The organism is Sphingopyxis sp. (genome assembly GCF_035998965.1).
In the GTDB taxonomy this organism is placed as follows: Bacteria; Pseudomonadota; Alphaproteobacteria; order Sphingomonadales; family Sphingomonadaceae; genus Sphingopyxis.
The window spans coordinates 25,478-50,091 of the sequence record NZ_DASYHE010000099.1; the positions used below are offsets into that span (position 1 = coordinate 25,478).

General features: G+C 63.7%; 21 protein-coding genes. 16 read left to right on the forward strand and 5 right to left on the reverse strand.

Annotated elements, in window-relative coordinates:
- Positions 1–52 precede the first annotated feature (52 nt).
- On the reverse strand, positions 53–3,265 hold the full coding sequence (locus VGN68_RS19255) for an autotransporter outer membrane beta-barrel domain-containing protein (RefSeq protein WP_327479051.1): 3,213 nt from the start codon (positions 3,263–3,265) through the stop codon (positions 53–55).
- Between the two features lie 218 nt (positions 3,266–3,483).
- On the opposite strand from VGN68_RS19255, the gene rsgA reads away from it, so the two are divergent.
- The 3 genes from rsgA (at position 3,484) to VGN68_RS19270 (ending at position 6,133) form a co-directional block, all read left to right on the forward strand.
- Positions 3,484–4,476, forward strand: a complete 993-nt coding sequence (gene rsgA, locus VGN68_RS19260; RefSeq protein WP_327479052.1) for a ribosome small subunit-dependent GTPase A — start codon at positions 3,484–3,486, stop codon at positions 4,474–4,476.
- Between the two features lie 246 nt (positions 4,477–4,722).
- Positions 4,723–5,037, forward strand: coding sequence for a hypothetical protein (locus VGN68_RS19265; RefSeq protein ID WP_075150487.1), 315 nt, complete (start codon positions 4,723–4,725; stop codon positions 5,035–5,037).
- Positions 5,038–5,059: 22 nt separating this feature from the next.
- Positions 5,060–6,133 (forward strand): DUF3800 domain-containing protein, encoded by a 1,074-nt coding sequence (locus tag VGN68_RS19270; RefSeq protein ID WP_327479101.1) that lies wholly within the window; start codon positions 5,060–5,062, stop codon positions 6,131–6,133.
- Between the two features lie 46 nt (positions 6,134–6,179).
- On the opposite strand, the gene VGN68_RS19275 is transcribed toward VGN68_RS19270, so the two are convergent.
- The 4 genes from VGN68_RS19275 to VGN68_RS19290 all read right to left on the reverse strand — a co-directional run bounded on the left by VGN68_RS19275 (position 6,180) and on the right by VGN68_RS19290 (position 11,319).
- A complete protein-coding gene (locus VGN68_RS19275) occupies positions 6,180–6,884 on the reverse strand; it encodes a Fis family transcriptional regulator (RefSeq protein WP_075150488.1) in 705 nt (234 codons plus the stop codon).
- Positions 6,881–9,988, reverse strand: a complete 3,108-nt coding sequence (locus VGN68_RS19280; protein WP_327479103.1) for an N-6 DNA methylase — start codon at positions 9,986–9,988, stop codon at positions 6,881–6,883. Before VGN68_RS19280 ends, VGN68_RS19275 begins: the two co-directional genes overlap by 4 nt.
- Positions 9,985–10,236: an HTH domain-containing protein gene (locus tag VGN68_RS19285; protein ID WP_075150490.1), complete on the reverse strand. Its 252-nt coding sequence runs from the start codon at positions 10,234–10,236 to the stop codon at positions 9,985–9,987. Before VGN68_RS19285 ends, VGN68_RS19280 begins: the two co-directional genes overlap by 4 nt.
- Positions 10,237–10,686: 450 nt before the next feature.
- Positions 10,687–11,319, reverse strand: a complete 633-nt coding sequence (locus VGN68_RS19290) for a TetR/AcrR family transcriptional regulator (RefSeq protein ID WP_327479105.1) — start codon at positions 11,317–11,319, stop codon at positions 10,687–10,689.
- 216 nt (positions 11,320–11,535) lie between these two features.
- Here VGN68_RS19290 and VGN68_RS19295 point away from each other — a divergent pair, with 216 nt between their 5' ends.
- The 13 genes from VGN68_RS19295 to VGN68_RS19355 all read left to right on the forward strand — a co-directional run bounded on the left by VGN68_RS19295 (position 11,536) and on the right by VGN68_RS19355 (position 24,608).
- Positions 11,536–11,925, forward strand: a complete 390-nt coding sequence (locus VGN68_RS19295) for a DoxX family protein (protein WP_075150492.1) — start codon at positions 11,536–11,538, stop codon at positions 11,923–11,925.
- A gap of 1 nt (position 11,926) precedes the next feature.
- Positions 11,927–12,940, forward strand: coding sequence for a secretion protein HlyD (gene hlyD / locus VGN68_RS19300; protein ID WP_075150493.1), 1,014 nt, complete (start codon positions 11,927–11,929; stop codon positions 12,938–12,940).
- A 5-nt stretch (positions 12,941–12,945) separates the two neighbouring features.
- A complete protein-coding gene (locus tag VGN68_RS19305) occupies positions 12,946–14,718 on the forward strand; it encodes an ATP-binding cassette domain-containing protein (protein ID WP_075150494.1) in 1,773 nt (590 codons plus the stop codon).
- Positions 14,715–15,857: an ABC transporter permease gene (locus VGN68_RS19310; RefSeq protein ID WP_075150495.1), complete on the forward strand. Its 1,143-nt coding sequence runs from the start codon at positions 14,715–14,717 to the stop codon at positions 15,855–15,857. Before VGN68_RS19305 ends, VGN68_RS19310 begins: the two co-directional genes overlap by 4 nt.
- A complete protein-coding gene (locus VGN68_RS19315) occupies positions 15,857–16,978 on the forward strand; it encodes an ABC transporter permease (protein WP_075150496.1) in 1,122 nt (373 codons plus the stop codon). Before VGN68_RS19310 ends, VGN68_RS19315 begins: the two co-directional genes overlap by 1 nt.
- Positions 16,975–18,435: an efflux transporter outer membrane subunit gene (locus tag VGN68_RS19320; protein WP_327479115.1), complete on the forward strand. Its 1,461-nt coding sequence runs from the start codon at positions 16,975–16,977 to the stop codon at positions 18,433–18,435. Before VGN68_RS19315 ends, VGN68_RS19320 begins: the two co-directional genes overlap by 4 nt.
- Before the next feature lie 4 nt (positions 18,436–18,439).
- Positions 18,440–19,345: a bifunctional enoyl-CoA hydratase/phosphate acetyltransferase gene (locus tag VGN68_RS19325; RefSeq protein WP_066777674.1), complete on the forward strand. Its 906-nt coding sequence runs from the start codon at positions 18,440–18,442 to the stop codon at positions 19,343–19,345.
- Positions 19,300–20,457, forward strand: a complete 1,158-nt coding sequence (locus tag VGN68_RS19330; RefSeq protein ID WP_327479121.1) for an acetate kinase — start codon at positions 19,300–19,302, stop codon at positions 20,455–20,457. The genes VGN68_RS19325 and VGN68_RS19330 overlap by 46 nt, the downstream gene beginning before the upstream one ends.
- A complete protein-coding gene (gene phaZ, locus VGN68_RS19335) occupies positions 20,444–21,727 on the forward strand; it encodes a polyhydroxyalkanoate depolymerase (RefSeq protein WP_327479123.1) in 1,284 nt (427 codons plus the stop codon). The genes VGN68_RS19330 and phaZ overlap by 14 nt, the downstream gene beginning before the upstream one ends.
- A gap of 179 nt (positions 21,728–21,906) precedes the next feature.
- Positions 21,907–22,875: a patatin-like phospholipase family protein gene (locus VGN68_RS19340; protein ID WP_327479125.1), complete on the forward strand. Its 969-nt coding sequence runs from the start codon at positions 21,907–21,909 to the stop codon at positions 22,873–22,875.
- A 34-nt stretch (positions 22,876–22,909) separates the two neighbouring features.
- Complete coding sequence (locus VGN68_RS19345) at positions 22,910–23,320, forward strand: DUF2141 domain-containing protein (protein ID WP_327479127.1); 411 nt, start codon at positions 22,910–22,912, stop codon at positions 23,318–23,320.
- 33 nt (positions 23,321–23,353) lie between these two features.
- Positions 23,354–24,277: a LysR family transcriptional regulator gene (locus VGN68_RS19350; RefSeq protein ID WP_047169904.1), complete on the forward strand. Its 924-nt coding sequence runs from the start codon at positions 23,354–23,356 to the stop codon at positions 24,275–24,277.
- A gap of 31 nt (positions 24,278–24,308) precedes the next feature.
- Positions 24,309–24,608 carry a hypothetical protein gene (locus VGN68_RS19355; protein ID WP_327479138.1) on the forward strand — a complete coding sequence of 100 codons (300 nt, stop codon included), beginning with the start codon at positions 24,309–24,311 and terminating at the stop codon, positions 24,606–24,608.
- Positions 24,609–24,614: the final 6 nt, after the last annotated feature.

The window sequence follows — 24,614 nt, forward strand, 5'->3', positions numbered from 1 at the left end:
GAGGCGGGGGTAGGGAGGTGCCTCCCCCTTGCACGCGGGGCCGGCCGGGGGGCTAGAGGCCGACCCGCAGACTCGCACGGAACGCCCAACCAATGCGGTTTTGCTGTTCCTCCGCGGACATTTCGCCAGCAACCTGAAAGGCCGAATTGCCAGCAATGCCACGGAGACGGCCGACCCAGCCGCTCGTGCGATCATCAGGGGTAAGGGTGAACGGCGTACCGTCCTTGAACGACGCGGTGGTCGAACCCAGCGTGCCGCCGACGATCTGGCGGCGCCCGCCCTCAATTTCAAAGCGCGTCCAGCCGTCATATTGATCGAGGCCGCCGAAATCCATGCCAAGGGCAACGGTGCCGGACACCGCCAGCTCATCGCTATCGCGGCCGAGCACTTTCAGGTCGAGCGCATCGCCGCCCCCGGTTTCCTGATAGCCTTTCTCGGTCAGCTTGAAATAATCGACTGCAACCATCGGGCGGATCGTGATCCCGCCGGCGTGCGCATCATAGGCGAGTGAGCCCGAAGCCGACCACAAGGTTCCGTCCCATTTGCCCTTCATCGTCTTTTCGATGTCATCGGCGCCCGCCTCCGCGCTGAAGATTCGGGTACCCTTCATTTTGATCGGCGCGCCCGATACGCGGGCGTTGGCCATGAAGCCCTTGGATCGCAAGCGCCAGTGCAACGCGCCTTCGAACTGGCTGGTGCTGACCTCATTGGCGTTGCTGCCATTGCCGTCCTTGCCGCTGAGGAAAGCGATCGAGCCGCCGAAACTGCCGACATCGCTCTTGATTTCGGCGCCAAGGCCGATGCCCCAGCCGCTGACGTCATAGCTGGCCGTGTCGCCGATGCTTTTCGACGTACCCCACACCGCCTGATTGACCCAATAGCCCCATTTGCCTTCGTCCTGGAACGGCGCATTGGGATCCTGCAGGTGGCGCGACAGCGCGCGCGAGCCGGAGGTGACGGTTTCGAACACGCCGCCTTCATGTTCCGGCAACATCTGGCCCAGTTGGGCGCGGAACTGTTCACCATCGGTGATGCCAAGGAAGACGTCTTCGACCTTCTGGTCGGCAACCACCGCGTCGATCACCGCGTCGAAAGCGCCCGCTTCGGATCGATTGAGCCCAAGATCACTGGTGCTTTTCCGCGCCACATCGACGATCAACTGGGTCGCGTTCGACGTCAGCGTGCCTTTGTATAGGAACGGCAGCAGCGTCTGCGATGCGGTGAGATTGCTTGCCCCGGTCAACGATCCCGCGGTCAGGACGATGTGGCGTCCCTCCGCCTGTTCGATGCTGGTCAGCCGCAACGCCAGTTTGGATTCGGCGCCGAAGCTGGCGTTACCGGTCACCTGCAACGCCGTACCGGTGCTGCCGGTGTCGAGCAGAACGCCCAGCGTCCCTTTGTCGGTCACCGCCAGCGACGCAATTTGCGCCGCGCCGGATACGTCAAAGGTACCGCCGCTGACCGACACGGCGAGTCCCTGCGCATTAGCCAAAGAGCCGGAGAAGATGGACGTGCCGCCGATGCTAAGCGTGTCCGTGCCGCCACCAAAATCGGCTGCGCCGGTGAATTTGGATGTTCCAGCCAGCGTCATGCTGTCATTGCCCGCCCCAAAGCGCGCGTTGCCCGCATAAGTGGCGTCGCCCGACAGCGCGAGACGGTTGTTGCCGCCGCCAAAGAAGCTGTTTCCTTTCACCGAGCCGTCGGCAATGTCGAATACGTCATTGCCGCCACCGAACCGCAAGTCGCCAACGATGCTGGGGGCGGTGATGCCCGATGCCACGGCGGTCTGTTTCACCGTTGCGCCAGTCGCATGGGCTGACAGGTCGATCGCGACGTTGCGGTCGGAGCTGGCCAGCGCCCCTGTGGCGCTGATGGCACCGCTATTCTCGACGACATCGACATTGCCGGAAAGATCGACAATCGCGCGCGCGGTCCCATTGTCGCCGCCGGTTTTCGCCGCGATCGTACCGCTGTTGCGGATCAGCGCCACGTCGCTGCCTGCCTCGACCAGCACCGCAGTCGCGATCGAACCCGCGACATTGCCTGCGGTCGTCGCTTCAACCTTGCCCGCGTTGCGCAATTCGGGGGTCGTCGCCCCGCTGCCGATCCGGATCGCCGTCGCCGCAACATCTCTCGATAGCGCAGCGACGCTGCCGCTCGCCCCGATGCCGATGCCGCCTGCGATGGTCACGGCGCCGCCCAAGCCACCGATCTGCATGCCGTTGCCGTCCTTGCCGGCATAAAGTCCGTTGCCGCTCACCGACCCATCAATGATCAAGCCAAGCCCGGTTCCCGTACCGGCGACCGGGCCAATCGTGACGCTTTGCGTAGCCGATCCGATCCGTACCGCCGCGGCCGATCCGAACGATCGCACGGCGGCGCTACCCTCCTTGTCATCAGGGATGCCGTCCTTGTCCTCGTCATTGTCGGTGGTGCTGTTGTCCTTGGGCGGGACGGCGAGGACGATGCCCCCCGTCACATTGCCTTCAATCGACAGCGCCGGGCCACCGATCAGCAGATCGTCGGCATCCAGCTTGGACGGATCGGCGGGCGGCGTTGTGAAGCGATAGCCGGTGGCCGTGAGATTGCCCTGCACGACCAGTGCGCCGGTGATGTTGCCCGCCAGCCGCGCAGCCGTCGCGTCGAGGCCGGTGGCGGTGATCGTGCCAGCCAGGCGAACATTGCCCGTGACATCTTGCAACCCGACGCCAAGCGCCCGGTCGCCAAGTACCGTGACCGTACCGTCGGTGGTAAAATTGCCGGTCAACGGCCCGCCCAAGCGGATCCCTGCCGAATCATTCCCCTCGATCGTGATCGCGCCGTTGTTGACGATATTCCCCGTGAAGTCCCCGGCTGTGGCGATCCCGATACGGTTGCTGCCCAGCGCAAAAGCACCGTCAATATCACCGTCATTGTCGATGTCGGTCGGTGCATAGGGTTCGTCGATAATGATTTTCCCCGTCGCGGCATTGGTGATCGATCCCACCGTTCCGGCATTGGCAACGATGCCACGCGCGCCGTTGACGTTGCTGATCTCGATCGTGCCTTCGTTGATCACCTTGTGGTTGCTGTCGATCGTCACCGCGGTGCCGGCCGTCGGCTTCACCGAACCCGTCGACGTGATCTTGATGTCGTCGGGCGCGCCCGATTTGATCGTCGACGTCCGCACCGGCGCCGTGGTCGCGGTGGTGATCGTCGTTTCGGCTTGGGCCGTCGTCGAAAGCAGGGCGGCCAGACAGGTGGTGGCCAGCAGAGTGTTGCGCATCGGGTTCCTCATGTGATCAGGGCCGGGTTTGCATCCCGGCGACAGACACAAGACGGAGCTCCCGCAGCGCAGCCTTGGAAAAAAGTTCAGCCTGTCCGACCAACCCCTCGGCGCGCTACCCAACGCGGTTGCCACGGCGGCGCAAAGCGTCGAAAAGGCCAGGCGCAGTCGCTGTCGGCATAAGCGCAAGCTGCAACAGAAGGACGCTTCAGCACCCAATGACATCGGCAAACGAAATTTTGGAAACACTGGGCTGGCGCCCTTACTTTGCCGATCAGATGACCGATGACGAGGTTGCAGCATGCCTTCCAGTCCGGGTCATGACCGTACACCGCGGCAAGATTTCCGTCGCGGGCACCAGCGGACAGCAGCTTATCTCCCCCTATATCGTCGGTGCCGGGCCATCCGACGCCCACCCGACCGTCGGCGACTGGCTCTTGATCGATCGGAGCACGCACGAGGCTGTTCGCATTCTGGACCGGTTGAACCTGTTCAAGCGGCGCGCACCCGGCGATCCGAACCGCGAGCAGATGATCGCAGCGAATGTCGATACGCTGTTCGTCGTCGCGTCATGCAATCAGGATTTCAGCGTTGCGCGGTTGGAGCGATATCTGGTTCTGGCGCGCGAAGTGGGGGTCAAACCGGTCGTCGTCTTGACCAAGACCGACCTGACCGAAGATCCGGGGCAATTCGTCGCCGCCGCGAGCGCGATCGAACCGGGTTTGCGCGTCGAACCGGTCAACGGCCGCGATCCGGCGAGCGTTGCGCGCCTGGCAGCATGGTGCGGCAAGGGCGAAACCGTGGCGCTGCTCGGCTCATCGGGCGTCGGCAAATCGACGCTGGTCAACACATTGCGCGGATCGAGCGATATTGCCACCCAGGCGATCCGCTCCCGCGACGATACCGGACGCCACACGACCACCGTCCGTGAAATGCACCGGCTCGATCACGGCGGCTGGCTGCTCGACACGCCGGGGATGCGCGAACTCCAGTTGCCGCAAGCAGCGACGGGCATTGCCGAGATTTTCGACGATTTCATTCTGGTGGCAGAGCAATGCCGCTTTTCGAATTGCGCGCACGGGTCGGAGCCCGACTGCGCCGTCCGCGCCGCCATTGCTGACGGTACGCTGACTGCCGATCGGTTCGAGCGCTGGCAAAAGCTGGCAGCCGAGGACCGCGCCGCCGCTAATCCGCCGAAGCGCCGCCGATAGTCAATTGGCGGGCCACGCCCGATGATGATGGGCATTATATCTACGCTATAGCACTACCCTAGAACCGCCGGGAGACGCGAGCTGCCGTCGTTTGGCGCTACTTCGCGCCGTACAAACTAAACCCCCAGGAGTGTCTTAGTAGATAATCCGATTATCGGGATCGAGCGTCCGGTCCTGGGGCGGTTACGGTTTTCCCCGGCTGGCGGTTCGCTATCGGGGAAACAGCTCGGTTGCTATAACGCTCGGATGACCCCACCTGCATCGCTCGAACTCTATCATCGCTTCGTCGAGATCATCGACCAAGCGGCTGATACGAAGAATATCTACGCCGTGCCCGAGGCAGCGGAAGCGGCCAGAATGATTGGTGGCGAAGAGCCTCGCACCATGAGCCAGCGTTGGAACTACATCTACACCGACGGATCAGGCGTGGAATTGCATGTCCATGCGCGCTGGTGGGACAGCTCCAAGCCATTTTCCATCCAACCAGACATCCACGTCATGCGCGCGGAGCTGAAAGGCGGGGCTTTGCCGATGTCGCACGAGCGCCGCTATGAAACGTGACCTTGAGGCGCCTGCGGGCATCATGGAATGCTTCCGCATCGATGAGAGCGGCTATACCGGCTTTGACCTCCTGAACGTCGATCAGCGCTTCCAGGGCGCGGCGGCGATCGCGATCGGCGATGACGATGCGGCGCGCCTGATTAGGGAGCATTTGCCGCGCGTCCAGGCGAGCGAGCTGAAGTATCGATCGCTCTCGCGTCGACCGGCCAACCATGCCGGGCTGCTTGCGCTGCTCCAAGAGCTGCTCGCTGGCTACAAGAGCGTCACCTATGTGTGTGACAAGCGTTTCCTGCTGATCCTGATGTTCTGCGATTATGCGGTGGAGCCTTGGTATTACGAGCGCGGGCACAATTTTTACGAAGACGGCCAGAACTATGCGATGGCCTCGCTGCTCTCCGTCGCGGGTCCTACACTGCTAGGCGAGGCCGAGTTCGCGGCGCTGCTGGCGACGTTCCAGCGGGCGGCGAGAGAAAAGAGCGCAGATGCCTTGCGTGACCTCGTAGCCGCCGCGCGACGAACGAACTGGCGGAAGTTTCCAGAAGCAATCGGCCCGCTGGCCCGCGATGCGGCGCCCGAGTGCCTGTCAGCCATTATGACGCCGGGCGTAGATACGGACATCGCGATTGTCGTGCTGCAGTCGCTAATCAGCCGGATGGAAATCATGAGCGACGGTCCGTACCGGGTCGAGCACGACCAGTCGAAGAACCTCGAGCGCTATCACGAGCTGCTGCAGCGGTTTATCGACCACGAGGACACCATCGAGCTTCGCCAGACAGCGATCGCCAGCTTCAAATTTCCGCTGAAGCTCTGCCAGGTGACGCAGGTTGATTCAAAGCAAAGCCCGGCGGTGCAGTTGGCCGACGTGATGATCGGTGCGGCGCTAGAGGCGGCGAACACGATGGCGGGGCTGCGGAGCGGCGGGCTCGACCCCGATGCGGTCATGGCGCTCTACGCCGACAACCAGTTCATCCACCTCATTCCCAGCGTCGATTTCGAGGAGCAGAAGGCGTTCAGGAAGGGAACGCAGGCGGCGGAGGTGATCGACTATTTCGCGGCGAACTTTGCGGGGGATCGCAAGCGCCCGGACCGGGGATAGCCGCCCATCGAGAGGTCGCCAGCGGCTGCCGGCTATGCAGCAGCCCTCACGACTTCGGCTTCACGGTGGTGGTGGGATAGCCGAAGGAGAAGAAGAAGTGCGAGACGCGGATGCTGCCATGGCTGGGGGCCAGCGCCGGCTCCCGCTCATGCTCCGTGTCGAAATCAGCGGCTGTGAACAGTGACGACGGCCGCGCGTAGGGTTCACCGGCGGCGGTCGGCTTCAGCCGCAAGAGAGTCGCGAGCGCGGCATCGCCCAGCGCGGCGCGGATGTGCGGCACGATCTCCGGCTCGGGGTCGAGCAGCACGCCGACCATCGCCGCGACCGCCTGCTTGCGGCTGTAGATTCCTGTGACGAAACGGCCCAGCCCCTGATCGCGGAGATAGTGATCCCGATGCTTCTTCTGCCGCCCGAGCCGCTTGAACTCGAACACCAGCTGCATCGCCTGGGTCTCATTGTTCCAGCCATAGACGATGTCTGTGCGTCGCTCCTCGATCATCGCGCCGGTGGCCGGATCAATGTCACCGATGATATCCTCGGCCGCCCACATGCCGAGCAGACCCCGCTCGCGCGCGACATGGTTTTCGACATAGACCTTCAGGCGCTTGGTGAGGGCAGCTTCCTTGGTCTTGGGGTTGAAGTCCGGAAGTGGCCGGGCGGCCAGCTCGGACCAGCCCTGGCGCAGCGCTTCGACCGCCTCGGTCGCCGGTTGCAGCGGAAACGCGGAGAGCCAGTCGGCAGCCTTCGTCACGCAGGCACTGCCAGCTTTTCGGAGCCGGCGCGTGACTGAACCGTCCGCACGATGTGCTCGGCGTCACGCAGAGCCTGGCGGACGGTCCAGCTGCGGCGCGTGAGCCGCCGGGCCAGATACAGGCTGCCATCGATCCACAAATGAGCGTCCGGGACGAGGGTGAGGTGATCGCCCGAGGGGATGGTTCGCAAGCCCGACTTGCGCAGTGATGCCAGGGTTTCGATGACCAGCTCGTCATTAATGGCTGCCTTGGCAGCGGAGGGCGCGCGCCCCTGTTCGACGTAGCTGATCTTCACGATACCCGACGGACCTGCACGCGTCGGATCGCTGGTGACCACGTTGACATCGAACCGCCCTCGGCCGCCGGTTCGATCGCGCCAGGTGGTGAGCGCTGCTGCCAGCGCATCGGCGTAGATGTGGAAATCCTGCTCGCCCGCGGTTCTTTGCGCCGGAGTATCGAGGCTCTTGAAGCTCCGCGGTCTGATCGAGGGCATCAATACCTCGACCGTCTCAGTCACCAGCGTCTGCTCTTCATCGGTCAGGCCGAAGTAAGAGAAAACGGCCTTGTCGAGATTGTCACGAACCGACTGATAGTCGGCGCGCTGGAGCAGCTCGTCCTGGCCTCTCAGCCGGTCGACGTAACCCGTGACCGAGGCCAGCGCGGTAGCGGCAGCGTCTGGATCGGGTGCGTCTTCCGGCGCGAAGAACGGAAAGGCATCGACATCGGTGAGGTGGATGCCGTTGCGCTCGCACAGCATCTTCCAGCCGCGCATCATGAGGAAATAGCGGGCGAGGCTGGACCGAAGATAGACGGCGGCGAACTTGAGCAGGGGCGCGTCGGCCTCCGGACCGGCGATCACCCCTATGCTATGCGTGAAGCTCGCCGGCTGGTCGTAGTAAACCGCGCGGACGTTCTGCTGCTCACGCGAGAAGCCATCGGGGAAGACGACGCGGGGTCCGTCGAACACGGCGAGCACCGCATCGTTCAGGCCGACGACGGTGGTCTTCTCCGCCGGCCAAGACCGCAGCAGGTCTGGATGCAATACCGGAACCCCCGCGCTCAGCGCGGCGATAGGGATATGAGGCATTTCGCGAAGCGGGCCGGGATCGACTGCTTCACGGCTCTTGTCTTCGAGATGGATGCCTTTGCGATAGGTCCAGCGCCTGAACTCGCGGGGTCCGCGCCAGAGGTTCGCGAAGGTGCCGCGCAGGCTGAGCCGACTCCAGATCGCCAAGTCGTTGGCGTCGCCCCACATCATGGTGACGAGAAGCTGCGGATCCTCGGCGACCGAACGGGTTTGTAGCAGGTGCCGATCGGCCGACTGCATGGTGAGACGGCCGAGCGCTAGGCTCAGGTCGGCCTTGGGAACCAGATAGTCGAAGGTTTCGCCGAACGGGATGACCTTCGGAACGACGGCCTCGCGGCGAGCGCCAAGGAACACATGGCAGGTGTTTTCGGCGGTTGGAAACAACAGTCCCTGTAGGTCACCGAAGTTGATGATGCGGCTAGGCTTGTAGGCGCGCAGTAGGTAGGAGACGAAGGCTTCGCTGGAGGCGCCGAGCAGCTGGCCGATCGGCAGGATCAGACAGGTGCGCCCCCCTTCGTCCAGGTAGTCGAGCGCGCGCAGGGCGTAGGCACCGGCCACTTGGCGGCGTGAGAAAGGCGTGCCCGCGCGCGCCGCCCAAGCGTCCGCCGTAGTGTGCGCTTCACCTTCCGGCTCCGCCCATGGCGGATTGGAGATAATCAGCGAGAAGCGACGCCCGAAGAAGGCATGGGCATTGTCAAAGAAGTCCGCGCGATCGCGGCCGTGAGCGAGGTTGTGATCCTTGAGCGGCGGAAGCTTGGTGCCATCGCGCTCCTGCGCTTCCAGAATGTCGGCCGGATCGAGCCCCTCCAGTAGCGACAAGTAAAGGCTGAAAGCCGTGACCCGGCAGGCCATGAAGTTGATGTCGCCGCCGAAGATGCTGCGGGTGAGAAGTTCGCCGCGCTCGGCGAAGCCGAGCTGGCCGCCCTTCTGCGCCTCCGCGAGCGCGATCAGGCGGCGATAGGCCGTCGTCAGCAGGATTCCCGAGCCGCAGGCGCCATCGAAGATAGTCTCGGTCAGCGGATCGGGAGAGGCGAGGAACGCCTGATCGATGGCGAGCATGGCGAGATTGCGGGGCGTGTAATAGGCGCCGTCTTCCGCCTGTTCCTCGGGCGTCAGGAACTGTTCGTAGAGGCCGGAGAGCAGCTCGACGGGTATGTAGCTGAAGTCGTAGTTCCAGAAGTCGCCCTGACCGGTCTGCAGGTCGGTGCGGCTGAGAAACTGCGAGAGCAGACCGAAGCCGCTGTCGGATAGCGCCGTCCAAGGATCGTGCCGATCGTCGCCGAGGAAGTCGCCGTTGAAGTCCGACCGCAGCCGGTCGATCAGCGCAGCGATGCCGGAACGGTCGAGCCGGGCGACCAACTCAGGGAGTCGGTCAACGTTGCGTCGCGCTCGATAGGTCGCGCCGACGATCTCACGATGTTCGAGATAGGAGATGAAGAGCACCTGGCCCATCAGAAGCTCGGCGAGGCGTCGCCGCAGGCGCGCGTCCTCGACGCCGGTTAGGCCCTCATCGGTTAGTCGTGCGACAGCGGTGGACAGGTTCGCCAGCAGCTTGCGATCGACGCGGGCCTTGACGTCGAACCATTTCGGGATCCGCCGCGACAAGTTGGCCGTCGATACATCCGACGCGGAAAACGGGCCATCCGGACGCGCATCTTCGAGCCGCAAGCGTTCGCCAGCATTCTTCAGCTTGCGGGCCGGGAGCGCGATGGCCTCCTCACCCTTCAGCTCGATCACGATCGTCGCGAGGTTCTGGTTCCAGATGCGCTGGCGAGCCTTGTCCAGTTCGACCTGCGACAGCGGCGTTCCGTCCTCCCCGACGAAAACGACCGTCGGCACACCCTCGACGTCGAAAACGGCCTGCGCGCGGATGGCCCCCGTCGGCTTGAGGAGGGTTTTGATCTCGAGAGCATAGGGGTGGGTGTCCGGAACGGCATCGCCGCGCAGATGCAGAACGCCCGGCTCGGCCGTGTAGCCGAGCTTCTCCAGCCAGCCGTGGACGGTCGTGGCAGTCATGCCCGTTTGCCCGCAGCCGTCGATCGCGAGCGCTTCGATCCATCGAGCTCATAAGCCCAACCCACCGGGAGGCGGCGGGCCTTGATGGCATGGCCTTTCTTCCGAAGATAGCTCAGGTCGCGGTTGATGGTGGGTTGAGAGACGCCGACCGCTTCTGCGAGGGCGGCAGCAGACCGACCACCGCTCTCGATGAGTTCGAGAAGCGTTTCATGCCGTTCGCTAATCGCCGCGCTTCGGTCGTAGGGCACTCCGACGCCTTTCAAGTCTATCACGAATCGATAGACTCGGCGACCGACAAACGCAAGAACATCCGCGGAACGCTTGGTATGGCACGCGAAGCGCCGATTGCGACGGAGCCGGCAGGGCTGGTCGGCAGGGGGTTTGACACCGCTTGGCGAACGCTCATAATCCCCAAGAATCTATCCAATCTGCCGAAACATAGATTGAGATGGCGTAGCCGTTGCGGCTGTAGAGCGGGAAAGGCGGCTAATGGCGGTCTGCGGCGGTATGGCGGGGCACGCCCGATGATGATGAGCACTACACCTACGCCGTGGCACTACCATAGCGCTGCGGCATGACGGCATTAAGCGCCCAAAGGCCTTCCGTCGATGGCAATGCTATGAACCATACGCGTACTTCCGTAGCGATGGCCGAATACATTCAAACATTCAGCTAAAAAGTAGTACTCAGGCGGGTGACTATTTGAGGATGCTGTTCAGAACCAGATCGAGATGGGCTTCAATCATCTCATCAAGGTCCATCGGATCGACCGGCTCAAACACCAGTTTCCAGATCGCTGCCAAGATTGCAGGCCCGATAATTACCTCGGGATAACGGGTCGCAGGTCCGTCCCGAAATTCTCCGCTTTCGATACCGCGCCGGAGAATTTCGGCGACGATCGCCTTACCGCGACTGACCGCCTCGCGATGATAAAAGCTCACAAGAGTCGGAAATCGCTTGGCCTCGGCTATCAGCAACCGAAGGATCTCGCGCTTCTCGGTGGCGACCATCTGACGGTACAACGTCTCGATTATGAATCGGAGAATTACTGCGCTGTTCGCCGAAGGCAGCTCTAGAGCGCCGGTCAGACGTTCCAGTAATGGTGCGAATGCATCGCGGACGACGGCCTCGAACAGATCCTCCTTCGTCTGGAAGTAGAGGTAGATCGTGCCTTTGGCGATCCCTGCGCGATCTGCCACGTCTTCGAGTCGCGTCGCCGAAAAGCCGCGTTCGGAAAAAAGCGTGAGCGCAGCCGCCAGGATTTCGCCGGGACGCTCCTCTTTGCGGCGTCGTTGCCTTGTGGCTGGCTTAGGAGGTTCGCTCATGCGCATTTTGTGGCTTGCCATACTTCAATCGACAAGGCAATCAGATGACCGGCTAGTCAGTCATGTGTGAGTCGAGGGCGTGGCGGTGGGAAAGAGTTCGTCGAACTTGGCGATCAGCGTGACGTTCGGAACCGGATCGTCCGCGACTACAATTCACGGCTACGGTCAAGCTGCGCTCCTGTCGCTCGCTCAGCAATTCGCTGATGACCACCGAAACGCCCGATGACTGCTTTGCTTAAAAACGCAAAATTACACCGCACCGTTTGGCGAATAGCGCGCGTTACGGCCGCTCTTCTTTTCAGTGTCGCTGGCGCTTTCAAGCTCGCAGGTGCGGAGAGCATGGTGGGTCTTTTTGCGATGATCGGTTGGGGCCAATGGTTTCGCTTTGTTACGGGCGGCCTTGAACTTCTCGGCGCCGCGCTTCTTCTGCGACGCCGGACCGCAATTGCAGGCGCGGTGCTGCTCGCCTTCGTCGCTGCGGGAGCGACCATGACCCATCTGACCCTGATTGGCGGCAGTCCCGTGCCCGCCATTCTTCTTCTGGCGCTGACGATCGGTATCGCCGCTGCGCCTTTGCGGTCGGCAAACCGCTGGTTCGTCGGAAAGGATTGACATGAAGCGCCCAAGTCGTCGAGTTCTATTGGTCGCGGCTGTTGTCGTCCTCGCGGCGTTGGGCGCGGTGCTGCTCTTCACGCGACCGTGGAGCGACAACGACGAACCGCTGACTCTCTACGGCAATGTCGATATTCGCGAGGTCGATCTCTCCTTCCGCGTCGACGGGAGGGTGGCGGAGGTCCTGGTCGACGAAGGCGATGCCGTTACCGCGGGCCAAGTGCTTGCAAGGCTCGACGCCGAACCGCTTCAGACCGAACTCGCTGAGGCGCAAGCGAACACCGACGCGCAGCGCGCGCAATTGGACCTGTTGCGGGAAGGCAATCGGCGCGAGGACATCGCGCAGGCCGAGGCGGCCGTGGCCGAACGTCGCGCCGCGCTTGCCAATGCACAGGGCGACGTCGATCGGCTCGAAAGCTTGCGCGGCACGGGCGCCGTCGCCGACCGTCGGATCGAAGACGCGGTCAATCAGCGCAACGAGGCCGCCGCGCGACTGCGTAGCGCGCAGCAGGCGCTCGCCGAACAGCGCGCGGGCACCCGGCGGCAGGAGATCGCTCAGGCCGCCAGCAATGTCGATCGCGCGAATGCGACCGCCGACCGCATCCGCATCCGCGTCGCCGATACGGTCCTGCGCGCGCCGTCCGACGGCACGATCCTGACGCGGGCGATCGAACGGGGTGCGAATATCTCATCGGGAGCGACCGCCTTCACCGAGGCGCTGGCGCGACCGGTGTGGGCGCGGGTCTTTGTTGATGCGCCCAATCTTGGGCTGGTCGCGCCGGGCACGATCGTCAATATTACGACCGACGCTGCCCCCGGCAAGGTTTACAAGGGCCGGGTCGGCTATGTTTCGCCGACTGCAGAGTTCACGCCCAAGTCTGTCGAGACCGAGGCGCTCCGCACCGACCTTGTCTATCGTGCGCGAGTCATCGTCCTCGACCCGGATTCGCGGCTCCGCCAGGGGATGCCGATCACCGTCCGGCTCGCGAGCGGTGCCCGCGCGGTAGAGGACTGATGGCCATGGCCGGGAAAGCCGACGCCATCGCCTTCAAAGACCTTGTCCGACGTTTCGGCAAGGGGGACGATGAAGTCGTGGCCGTCGATGGCCTGACCGCGACAATCAAGGCCGGGATCATCACCGGGTTGGTCGGCCCCGATGGTGCGGGCAAGACGACGCTCATTCGGATGATTGCTGGGCTGCTCGCGCCGACCAGCGGAACGCTGAGCGTCGACGGGCTCGATCCGACGGCGCAAGGCGACGAGTTGCGCCAGCGGCTCGGTTATATGCCGCAGCGGTTCGGCCTCTATGAAGACCTGACCGTCCTCGAAAATCTGAACCTCTACGCCGAGTTACGCGGGGTCGAGACCGAGAAGCGCGACGAAACCTTCGAGCGGATGCTCGACTTCACCGATTTGAAGCGCTTCACCGAGCGCCGCGCGGGCAAGCTCTCGGGCGGCATGAAGCAGAAGCTGGGGCTGGCCTGCACGCTGCTGGGCGACCCGCAGGTGCTGTTGCTCGACGAACCCTCGGTCGGGGTCGATCCGATCTCGCGGCGCGAGCTGTGGAAGATGGTCGGCGACCTGGCGGGCGAAGGCAAGACGATCGTCTGGTCGACCGCCTATCTCGACGAGGCCGAGCGCTGCCCCGAGGTCATCCTGCTCGACAAAGGCAAGCCGCTGTATTGCGGGACGCCCGATGAACTGGCTGAGCGGATGCAGGGGCGCAGCCGGCTCATCCGCAATATCGAGGGCAACCGCCGACAGGTGCTCAAGCGCGCGCTGGGGTCGGACCGCGTCGTCGATGGCGTGATTCAGGGGCGTGCGGTGCGCGTGGTGCTCAAGGAAAAGGGGAGACCGCTCGACTTGAGCCAGGTCGAAGCCGGGAACGACGCGAGCCTCGACCAGGTAAAGCCCCGGCTCGAGGATGCCGTGATCGACCTATTGGGCGGTGGGCCGGGCGGCGAGTCGGTGGTCGCCAAGCTCCTGAAGGACGCTGACGCGCGTGACGACGACAAGGCCGGCGACGTTGTGATCGAGGCCAAGAACCTTACCAAGAAATTCGGCGACTTCGCCGCCACCGACGATGTCAGCTTCGAGGTGAAGCGCGGCGAGATCTACGGCCTGCTCGGCCCCAATGGCGCGGGCAAATCGACGACGTTCAAGATGTTGTGCGGCCTGCTCAAGGCGACCGAAGGCGAGGCCAGGGTGCTCGGCTACAGTCTCAAACGCTCGCCGGGGGAGGCGCGCCAGCGGCTGGGCTATATGGCGCAGAAATTCTCGCTCTACGGCACGCTGTCGGTGCGCCAGAACATGGAGTTCTTTTCCGGCATCTACGGGCTGGAAGGTCGCAATCGGCGCGAACGGATCGACGCGATGATCGACGCCTTCGCACTCGAAAAATACCTAAAGATGTCGCCCGACGCGCTGCCGCTCGGCTTCAAGCAGCGGCTCGCGCTCGCCTGCGCCATCATGCACGACCCCTCGGTCCTGTTCCTCGACGAGCCGACCTCGGGCGTCGATCCGCTGACCCGGCGCGAGTTCTGGACCCACATCAACGGCGCCGTCGAAAAGGGCGTGACTGTGATGGTGACGACCCATTTTATGGACGAGGCCGAATATTGCGACCGGATCGGCCTCGTCTATCGCGGCAAGCTGATCGCCAGCGGCCCGCCCGACGACCTGCGCGCCGATGCCGCCACCGACGAGAATGACGACCCGTCGATGGAGGAGGCCTTCATCGAGTTGGTCGAGCGCGCCGACCGCGAGGACGATACGCAAAGGAAGGCCGCATGAGCGCCGCATCCGCCACCGGCGGCGTATCATACCGGCGACTGTTCGCGCTGGTGCGCAAGGAAACCGTGCAGACGCTGCGCGATCCGTCGAGCCTGCTCATCGCCGGGCTGATGCCGCTGCTGATGCTGTTCCTGTTCGGCTACGGCCTCAACCTCGATACGGGCGTGACCCGGATCGCGGTGGTGGTGGAGGATTCGGGGGCGGCGGCGCAGGACGTGGTCGCCGCGCTGGATGGCTCACCCTATCTGGAGGTCACATATCTAGGAAACCGCACGGGGGCCGCCGAACGTCTCGATCGGGGGGAAGTCGGCGGCTTCGTGGTCGTTCCCGATGGCTTCTCCAAAGCCGTGGCGCGCGGCCGCACCGGCGATGTCCAGGCGGTCACCGACGGCACCGATCCCAACACGGCCGCCTTCGTCAGCGCCTATGTGTCGGGCGCGATCGCGGTCTGGCGCGAGCAGCGCAACCGGGGCGATGGGGCTGTCGAGCGCGGCGGCCTCGGCAGCGATCCGCGCTATTGGTTCAACCCCGCCACAATCAGCCGCAATTCGCTCGTGCCCGGCTCGATCGCGGTGGTGATGACCGTGGTGGGCGCGCTGCTGACCTCGCTCGTCGTCGCCCGCGAGTGGGAGCGCGGCACGATGGAGGCGCTGCTCTCGACGCCGATCACGCGGGTCGAGCTACTGCTGACCAAGATCATCCCCTATTTCGGCCTGGGGATGGTTTCGATGGCCATCTGCCTCATCATTTCCACGCTGGTTCTCGGCGTGCCGTTTCGCGGCTCGCTCATGCTGCTGTTCCTAGCGACGGCGCTGTTCCTCGGCACGGCGCTTGGGCTGGGCCTGCTCCTCTCGACCGCGATCCGCAGCCAGTTCAACGCGGCACAGGCCGCGCTCAACGCCGCCTTCCTGCCGGTGATGATGCTCTCGGGCTTCGTCTATGAGATCGGCAGCATGCCGAGGCCCGTGCAGGTGATCGCCTCGATCCTGCCGGGCCGCTATTTCGTGACAATCCTCCAGACGCTGTTCCAGTCGGATTACGCCGGTCGGCTGTATTGGCTCAACGCGATGGCGCTGGCGCTGATCGCTGCGATCTTCCTGACCCTGACCGCGATCAAGACCAAGCGGACGCTCGACTGATGTGGAACCGGCTGCGCACCCTCGTCATCAAGGAGCTGCAGGCGATCCTGCGCGATCCGGCCGCGCTTCGGCTGCTCATTATGCCCGTGATGCTTCAGACGTTGCTGTTCCCTTTCGCCGCGACGCTCGACGTGCGCAATGCGTCGGTAGCGGTCCTCAATCAGGACAGCGGTGCGGCGGCAACCGAGATCGTCCAGCGCCTCGGCGCGGCGGACGCTTTCGGGCAGGTGCGTCAGGTCGAAAGCGAGGGCGAGTTGCGCGATCTCATCGACCGGCAGCAGGTGTTGCTCGCGCTGCGCTTCCAGCCGAGCTTCTCGCGCGACATCGCGCGCGGTGAAACCGCGTCGGTCCAGGTCATCGGCGACGGGCGGCGTTCGAACAGCGCGCAGCTCGCGCAGGGCTATGTCGATCAGATCATCCGTGGTTATGGCGCCGAGATCGCGGCCGATGCCTCCGCCCGCGGCCCGCTCGCCAGCGGCGGCGCGCAGGTCGTCGTGCGCAACTGGTATAATCCCAACCTAGAAGGGCGCTGGGTGATCGTGACCAGCATGGTCGCGATCATGACGACCATCGGTGCGCTCATCACGACGGCGCTGTCGGTCGCGCGCGAACGCGAACAGGGAACGCTCGACCAGGTGCTGGTCTCGCCGCTCTCGCCCGCGCTCATCATGCTCGGCAAGATGATCCCGGCGGTCATCATCGCCTGCGTCCAGGCGACCGCGATCACCATTATCGCCATCAATCTGTTCGGCGTGCCGTTCACCGGATCGCTCTTCGTGCTCTACGTCGGGATGTTGCTCTACGCGATCGCGTTGTGCGGGTTCGGATTGTTCATCTCGGCGATCTCGGCCACCCAGCAGCAGGCGTTCCTCGGCGTCTTCACCTTCATGATGCCCGCGATCCTGTTGTCGGGCTTCATCGCGCCCGTCGCCAATATGCCGGTGTGGCTGCAATGGGTGAGCTGGATCGACCCGCTCCGCCACTTCATCGTCGTCGTGAAGGGGGTGTTCCTGAAAGGAAGCGGCTTCGTCGCGCTGTTCCCCAGCCTCTGGCCGATCGCGCTGATCGCGGTCCTGACGCTCACCACCGCCTATGTCATCTTTCGGAGAGGAACCGCGTGAGGAAGCTCGTACTCGCAGGCTTGCTGCCCGGCGTGCTCGCAGGCTGCACGGTCGGCCCCGACTATCGTGCGCCCGTCGGGGCTGTGCCGCCCGCCTTCCGCGAAGCGTCGTCGGCCACTATCGCCCAGCCCGTCGATCGCTGGTGGGAACGCTATGGTGACCCCGCCCTCGTAGCCCTCGTCGATCGCGCGATCTCGGCCAACGGTGACGTCGCCATCGCCGAGGCGCGGATCGCGCAGGCCCGCGCGCGCGCCGACGAAGCACGTGGCGGCCAGCTGCCGCAGCTCAATGGCCAGGGATCGACGACAGTTCGTCGATTAAGCGAGAACGGCGAACAGCTCGCCAACATTCCGACCGGTCTGGTAGAGCCCGACCTCGACTACACCGTCTATCGCGCCGGCTTCGACGCGAGCTGGGAACTCGACCTGTTCGGACGCAATCGCCGCCAGGTCGAGGCCGCAGAGGCGCGGTTGGGATCGGTGGCCGAGGCGCTCAACGACACGCTGGTCCGAGTCGCCGGCGATGTGGCGCGGGCCTATGCCGATTATCGAGCGGCGCAGCGCCGCATCGTCATCGCCAATGAAACCCTCGCCGCTGCACGCCAGACCGCCGACCTCACCGACCGTCTGGCGCGGGCCGGCGAAGAAGCGCAGTCCGAGGTCCAGCGCGTCGAAAGCCTTGCCGAGGAGAGCGCCGCCGCGCTGCCGCCGCTCGTCGCCGATGCGAAGGCCGCACTTTATCGCCTCGACGTGCTGCTGGGTGCGCAACCCGGCGGCGCCGAGGCGCTGATCGCCGCGTCGCCGACCTCGGCGCTGCGGGCGCCCGACGTCCCCGTCGGCCTGCCGTCGGACCTGCTGCGTAGGCGTCCCGACATCCGACGTGCCGAGCGCGAACTGGCCGCCGCCACCGCCGACACCGGGGTCGCGGTCGCCGATCTCTATCCGCGCTTTTCACTGACCAGCACACTCGGGCTGGAAGCACTGAGCATCGGCGACCTGTTCGATAGCGCCAGCCGCTATGGCTCGCTCGTCCCCGGCTTCTCGCTACCGATCTTTGACGGAGGGCGTCGCCGCGCAGTTGTCCGTCGCCAGCAGGCGCTCGTTGACGAGAACCTCGCAAGCTACAACCAGACCGTCGTTCGCGCGCTGTCGGATGTCGAAACGGCGTTGCTGCGCTATCGACAGGATCGCGAGCGTGCCGAGCGTCTTCTGTCGGCGCGAACCCGCTTGACGCGAACCCTCGAACTCGCCCGCCTGCGCTACCGGGCGGGCGAAGCGAGCCTCACCGACGTGCTTGACGTTCAACGCCAAGTGTCCGCCCTCGACGATCGCCTCGCTCAGGCGGAGGCTGTCGTCATCATTGACGCTGTCAGCCTCGACAAGGCGCTCGGCGGCGGATGGCAGGTCGCTACGGTTGCCCAAGCCGATGCTGGGGCCGCTACTCGTGTCCAGCGATAAGCGAATGGATGCGCTGCTTGCCCGCGCGACCGAGCGCGGTGCGATCGGCATGGCGATCGTGCATCCGACTTCCGCGCTCGCCATCAGTGCGGCGGACGAGGCGTTCAGGGCCGGACTAATCGAACCCGTGCTCGTCGGGCCGACGAAGCGGATCGATACAGCGGCGGACGAGGCCGGCGTCGATCTCAACGGCTGGATGTGCGTCGATGTCGAGCACAGCCACGAGGCGGCCGAGCAAGCGTGCGCAATGGTCGCCGACGGCAAGGTTCAAGCGCTCATGAAGGGCTCGCTCCATACAGATGAACTGCTGCGGGCGGTGCTCGCCAACCCAAAGGTGAGAAGCGACCGGCGATTAAGCCACGTCTTTGTGTTCGATGACCCCGCTTATCACAAGCTCTTCCTGGTCACCGACGGCGCGGTCAACATCGCCCCTACGCTGGATCACAAAGCCGACATCGTCAGAAACGCCGTCGATCTCTTTGCCAAACTCGTCTGCGAAGACCGACCTGCCAAGGTCGCGGCGCTGGCGGCGGTCGAGACGGTTTCGCCTGATATGCCGGCAACCGTCGAAGCGGCGGCGCTCGCCAAGATGGCGGACCGAGGCCAGCTCGGGTCGTGCATTGTCGATGGTCCACTGGCGTTCGACAACGCGATCTCGGCCGAAGCAGCAAAGCAGAAGGAGATTGTATCGGCCGTCGCCGGCGACCCTGACATCTTGATGGTGCCGAACCTTGAGGCCGGCAATATCCTCGCCAAGCAGCTGACCTTTCTCGGTGACGCGGAGTCGTGCGGGATCGTGCTCGGTGCACGGGTTCCGATCGCGCTGACAAGCCGCGCCGATGGCGAACGCGCACGCCTGCTGTCATGCGCTTTGGCGGTACTCGCGGGCGATCCGGGGCGACGCGAGTGAGAGCGGCGATCCTGACGCTCAACGCGGGTTCGACCAGTTTGAAGGCAACCTTGCGAACGGCCGAGCGTGAAGATCGCGTTTTGTTTGCTGCCGAAGCGGTACGCGCTAACGACGTTTGGACTCTGCAAACCGGTGACCGCCGCGAACAGGTCGATGGCGAGATAGACCAAGCAGCGATCAAGGTGCTCGAACGAGCGTCAACCGCGCATTCCGCGTTTGACACCGTGGCCGTCGCGCACCGGATCGTCCACGGTGCCGACAGTTATGTCCACCCGTGCGCGCTCGATCACCACGCCGTGGAGCGACTGAGGAGCTTCGCTCGCTTCGCGCCGCAGCACCAAGGACCGGCGCTCGACTTGATCGAGGCCGTACGATCCGTCCTGCCAGAAGCGATCAACATCGGGTGTTTCGACACCGCGTTCCACAAGACGATCCCGGCCTTGCACCATGTGCTGCCCTTACCCGAGCGGCTGCGCGCGCTCGGGTATAGGCGATACGGGTTCCACGGACTGTCTTTCCAATCGATCGCCATGCAACTCGCGGCGACAAGGCCGGATTTACGAAAGGTCGTGGTCGCCCATCTTGGCGGCGGCTCCAGCCTTTGTGCGTTGCACGACGGCAAGAGCATCGCGACGACGATGGGTCTGACCGCGCTCGACGGGGTGCCGATGACGACGCGGAGCGGCAGCCTAGACCCCGGCGTCGTGCTCGACCTTGTTCGACGATCTGACGTCGAGACGATCGAGGCGATGCTCTACGGCAAATCTGGACTCGCCGCACTTTCGAATACGAGTGGAGACCTGCGCGCAATGCGCGCGGCTGGCACTCCAGAGGCAGACCTCGCGATCGACGTATTCGCTGCGCGGGTTGCTGAGGCCGCTGCGGCTATGAGCGTTGCAATGGGCGGGATACAGGCGCTCGTTCTGACCGGGGGCATAGGGAGCAATGACATCCTAGTCGGCGACGCCGTGGCTTCGCGACTGAACTTCTTTCCGCCTTTTGAAACGCTGCGCCTCAAGACCGATGAGGAGGCCGTTTTGGCCGATGGCGCGCGCGCGGTTCTCGAAGCGCAGGGATCCATGCCGGAGGAGCACGACGATGGCCTATCCTAACCCTATGAACATGTATGATTGGATCGATACTTGGCAGCAAGCTTGGCGCGCGCCATCGGCAGTGCTCGGGGCGTTCGCTCGTGGGCTCGACGATCGCAATACACTCCCGCCTTGGCTCGCGCTGCCAAAGGCGCTTGGCTTCGATCCCCCCGCACTTACGATCCGGCGCGCGACTTCGGCTAGCCTCTCCGTCTTACGTCGGCTGACGGAGCCAAGAGAAAAGCCGGCGTTCGGAATCGTCGAGGTCGATGTTGATGGCACTGCCCACGCCGTGCGCGAGGAGGTAGTCGAAGAACGCCCATTCTGCCGCCTGCTCCGCTTCGACCTTATCGGCCGGTCCGATGCTCCGACAATTCTGCTCGTCGCGCCAATGGCGGGTCATTATGCGACCCTGTTACGCGAGACCGTCCGCGACCTGCTGCCAAGCTATTCGGTCGTGGTGACCGACTGGTCCAATGCCCGCGATGTTCCCATCCACGATGGCGGATTCGACTTGGACGACTACATCGATCTACTGATCGGGCATATTCAAAAGCTTGGACCGACCACGCACATCGTTGCTGTCTGCCAGGCAGGCGTACCCGCCGTCGCCGCTACAGCAATCCTAGAATCATCGACCACGAGCGACGTAGTCTTGCCGGCCAGCCTGACAGTCCTCGGTTCCCCGATCGATACGTCCCGCTCTCCCACGGAGGTCAATCGTCTCGCTTCCGAACATGATAGCGACTGGTTCACCGATACGCTTATCACCACGGTTCCGGCCCGCTTTCCAGGTGCCAACCGCGCCGTCTATCCCGGCTACCTTCAACTGACAGCGTTCGTCGCCATGAATCCGCAGAGGCACGAGAAGTCCGCGCGCGATGCAATCGCCCATTTTGCTGACGGCGACTTTGATGCGGCCGAGAAGGTCGACAGCTTCTACGGTGAGTTTCTCAGCACCATGGACCTGACCGCCGAGTTCTATCTTCAAACGGTTGAGCGAGTCTTCAAGCGCAACGCGCTTGCCGAGGGTGACTTTCGCTTTCGCGGCACGCCTGTCTCCCTCACGACAATCACACGCACACCCATCCTGGCCATTGAGGCCGAACGCGATGACATCACGGGGTTGGGTCAGACTTCGGCGATCCTTGAGCTCGCCAGCGAGCTGCCCCCGAAGTGCAAGCGCCATTATCTTCTTAAGGACGCAGGTCATTACGGCCTGTTCAGCGGGTCGAAATTTCGACGTGAGATCGTGCCTGAGCTTTGCGCCTTCCACGAGGGCGAGGCGTGAGAAGGCCGCAGTCGCTGGGCGCACTGGCTATCGCTGGTGCGCTTGCACTCGGCGGATGCGCGACCATACCTCGCGCACCGGCGACCGTCGAGATGCAAGCCATAGCGGTCGTTCCCGGTTATGACGCGACGATTCGCTACTGGTCGGACGGCCCTGCGGAGAGCTGGACGGCATGGCGCATGAAATGGCTCACGGAGCGGGCGCAAACCGGCGCGCAGTCCTCATTCGCCATGCTGGCGATATCGAGCGGCTCGGATAAGGGTGCCTTTGCAGCGGGGTATCTGAACGGCTGGTCCGCCTCGGGGACACGACCCGCCTTTGCGTTGGTGACGGGGGTGAGCACCGGGGCGCTGATTGCGCCTTTCGCGTTCATCGGTGAAACCGAGGACGACGTTCTGCGCCTCCTCTACACAGATGTCGACGCCAAGGACATCTTCAGACGCTCGCCGCTGCGCGGAGTGCTGGGCGGGCCAAGCTTCGCCGATACCAGGCCTCTGGCGCGCCTGATCGCACGACACGTCACCGATGAACTCGTCGATAACATCGCCGAAGCACATCGCAATGGCCGACGTTTGCTTGTCATGACGACAAACCTCGACGCGCAGCGCGGCACTATATGGGATCTCGGCGAGATCGCCGCGAGCGGAGCGCCGGGCCGCGTCGAGCTGATCCGCGATGTGCTGCTGGCCTCCGCAAGCATCCCCGGCGTCTTTCCGCCGGTCCATATCCAAGTGCGTAGCGGTGGTCAAACATTCGATGAAATGCATGTCGATGGGGGCACGACAAACAGTGTTTTCGTTATCCCAGATTCTCTTCTGTCCACGCAAAACGCCGAGGGCCTTGCCACAACAGTAAACCCAGAGATGACGCTGCTTTACAATGGAGTGCTTTCGCCGCGGTACGAGCGCGTGGAAGCAAGTGCGTTCAACGTGATCGCGCGAGCGCTTGAGACCGTGATTGGTGCCGGGGATCGACGGGCGGTCAGCAGTTATCAAGCCTTTGCGCGTCAAACAAAATTGCGGCTCTGCATTGAGGCTATCCCGCCAGATTCGGATCCGCCGTCGGCCGACATGTTCGACCGTAGAGACATGCAGCGCTTGTTCGCGATCGGCCGAGAGGCCGGCGTAAGCCGACAATGCCGATCATAGGCCGCGATCGCCCATCATCGACGGAGATCCAATCATGAAATACGTAGCTTTACCGTTTCTCACGATGCTCACCGGGGCGGTTTCGCCATCGCCAGAATTGGTCGCGTCGATCGAAACCGATAAACCGGGCCAGGCGACAGTTTGCTTGTGGAAGGACAAAGCCGGTTTTCCGAATTGTCAGAAGGGTAAGCCTTTTCGCCAAATGACGGTGACGGTCAGCAAGGGCCGCACCGTGGTGCGCTTCCAAAATGTGCCGGAGGGCCGTTACGCACTCTCCGTAGCGCTGGACGCCAATGCAAACGGCAAGATCGATACCAACCTCCTTGGTATTCCACGCGAGCCGATTGGGGTTTCAGGCAAAAAGCCTCGCTTCGGTAAACCTGCCTTTGCAGACGCGGTTTTTAGCCATCCTGGCCTGCCTTCCACGATAAGATTGTCTGAGTAGGCAGTATGCGAACTCCAGTCGCAACCCCATACCATGGCCTTTGATATTCGGCAGCTCCGTTACGCAATCGCCGCAGCCGATCACGGCAGCTTTTATCGCGCAGCCCGCGCTCTCGATGTCGAGCAGTCGACGCTGAGCCGCGCTATCTCAAAGCTAGAACGCTCGATTGGAATGCCGATCTTTGAGCGCTCGCGGGCCGGAGTCAGGATGACGCTTGCCGGCACTGCGTTCATTCGCGGCGCGAAGCCGATGGTGGCGACTGCCGACAAGCTGGTGGCGATGATGCGCGCTGCCGGACAAGGCCGGGCGGGTGGGCTTATGCTCGGGCATAATAGCTCGGTCTCGGCAGGCAACCTGCGCGCGACCATGATGAGTTGGCGAGACGCCAATCCCGATGTCGAGGTGCAATGCGTCGAGGCCGACCGCAGTGTTCTTCTTGCCGGGCTGGACACCGGCGAGATCGACATCGCGATTTTGATGGGCGCGACCAGTCATGACGGTTTCCGGTGCGAGCCGCTGTGGAGCGAGCGGATGCTGGCGGCGCTGCCGGCGACGCACCCGTTGACCGAACGGGACGTCGTTCACTGGACCGATTTGCGCGGGGAGCGCTTCTACCTTCCGGCGGCCGATCCGGGCGCGGAAATGCGCGACATGCTGCTGGGGCGTCTGGCCGTGTCGGGCGTCACCCCGGACATTCAGATGCACCAGTGCAGCCGCGAGACGATCCTGAGCATTCTCGGCGGTGGGTCGGCGGTCAGCATCGTTTGCGAGGGCTCGACCGGCGCGCGCTACCCGGATCTCGTCTATCGCCCGATCCACGGCGAGCAAGGCCCGGCGCTGGCGGGATATGCGGGCTATTGGCGAGACGAAAATCGCAACCCGGCGCTTCGTAGATTCCTCGGCTTTATCAAGATGCGCTACGCGCTATCCTTTGATTTTTCGCATAGATTGCAATAGGATAATTGGGTAATTCTGGGAGCAATCCGCCATGTTGCAGGGCAAGACACGTATTATCGTGCTGGTGACTTTGGTCGTTGGCTTCACCGGCGGATTCATCCTTCGCCCGGTGATAATGCCACCGGCCAACAAGACGGTCGTGGTCGGCGCGGCACCTGCGTCGGCTCAAGCGAGAAGCACGCAGTATTTCGTGGCGAACGTCGCCGAAGCCCGTCAGGTCGTCGCCGGCTGTCGTGACGGTTCGGTGCGCGGGGGTGAATGCACGAACGCCGAAGAGGCGCTCATCAAGGTCGATGCCGCCGAGCGTCGCAAGCGTTTCCTCGGCAACTGAGCACTA

Bases quoted from the DNA above. Each gene is read 5' to 3' on its own strand.
- VGN68_RS19255 (WP_327479051.1), bottom strand. From the start codon at position 3,265: ATGCGCAACACTCTGCTGGCCACCACCTGTCTGGCCGCCCTGCTTTCG.
- rsgA (WP_327479052.1), top strand. From the start codon at position 3,484: ATGACATCGGCAAACGAAATTTTGGAAACACTGGGCTGGCGCCCTTAC.
- VGN68_RS19265 (WP_075150487.1), top strand. From the start codon at position 4,723: ATGACCCCACCTGCATCGCTCGAACTCTATCATCGCTTCGTCGAGATC.
- VGN68_RS19270 (WP_327479101.1), top strand. From the start codon at position 5,060: ATGGAATGCTTCCGCATCGATGAGAGCGGCTATACCGGCTTTGACCTC.
- VGN68_RS19280 (WP_327479103.1), bottom strand. From the start codon at position 9,988: ATGACTGCCACGACCGTCCACGGCTGGCTGGAGAAGCTCGGCTACACG.
- VGN68_RS19290 (WP_327479105.1), bottom strand. From the start codon at position 11,319: ATGCGCATGAGCGAACCTCCTAAGCCAGCCACAAGGCAACGACGCCGC.
- VGN68_RS19295 (WP_075150492.1), top strand. From the start codon at position 11,536: ATGACTGCTTTGCTTAAAAACGCAAAATTACACCGCACCGTTTGGCGA.
- hlyD (WP_075150493.1), top strand. From the start codon at position 11,927: ATGAAGCGCCCAAGTCGTCGAGTTCTATTGGTCGCGGCTGTTGTCGTC.
- VGN68_RS19305 (WP_075150494.1), top strand. From the start codon at position 12,946: ATGGCCGGGAAAGCCGACGCCATCGCCTTCAAAGACCTTGTCCGACGT.
- VGN68_RS19310 (WP_075150495.1), top strand. From the start codon at position 14,715: ATGAGCGCCGCATCCGCCACCGGCGGCGTATCATACCGGCGACTGTTC.
- VGN68_RS19315 (WP_075150496.1), top strand. From the start codon at position 15,857: ATGTGGAACCGGCTGCGCACCCTCGTCATCAAGGAGCTGCAGGCGATC.
- VGN68_RS19325 (WP_066777674.1), top strand. From the start codon at position 18,440: ATGGATGCGCTGCTTGCCCGCGCGACCGAGCGCGGTGCGATCGGCATG.
- VGN68_RS19330 (WP_327479121.1), top strand. From the start codon at position 19,300: ATGCGCTTTGGCGGTACTCGCGGGCGATCCGGGGCGACGCGAGTGAGA.
- phaZ (WP_327479123.1), top strand. From the start codon at position 20,444: ATGGCCTATCCTAACCCTATGAACATGTATGATTGGATCGATACTTGG.
- VGN68_RS19340 (WP_327479125.1), top strand. From the start codon at position 21,907: ATGAAATGGCTCACGGAGCGGGCGCAAACCGGCGCGCAGTCCTCATTC.
- VGN68_RS19345 (WP_327479127.1), top strand. From the start codon at position 22,910: ATGAAATACGTAGCTTTACCGTTTCTCACGATGCTCACCGGGGCGGTT.
- VGN68_RS19350 (WP_047169904.1), top strand. From the start codon at position 23,354: ATGGCCTTTGATATTCGGCAGCTCCGTTACGCAATCGCCGCAGCCGAT.
- VGN68_RS19355 (WP_327479138.1), top strand. From the start codon at position 24,309: ATGTTGCAGGGCAAGACACGTATTATCGTGCTGGTGACTTTGGTCGTT.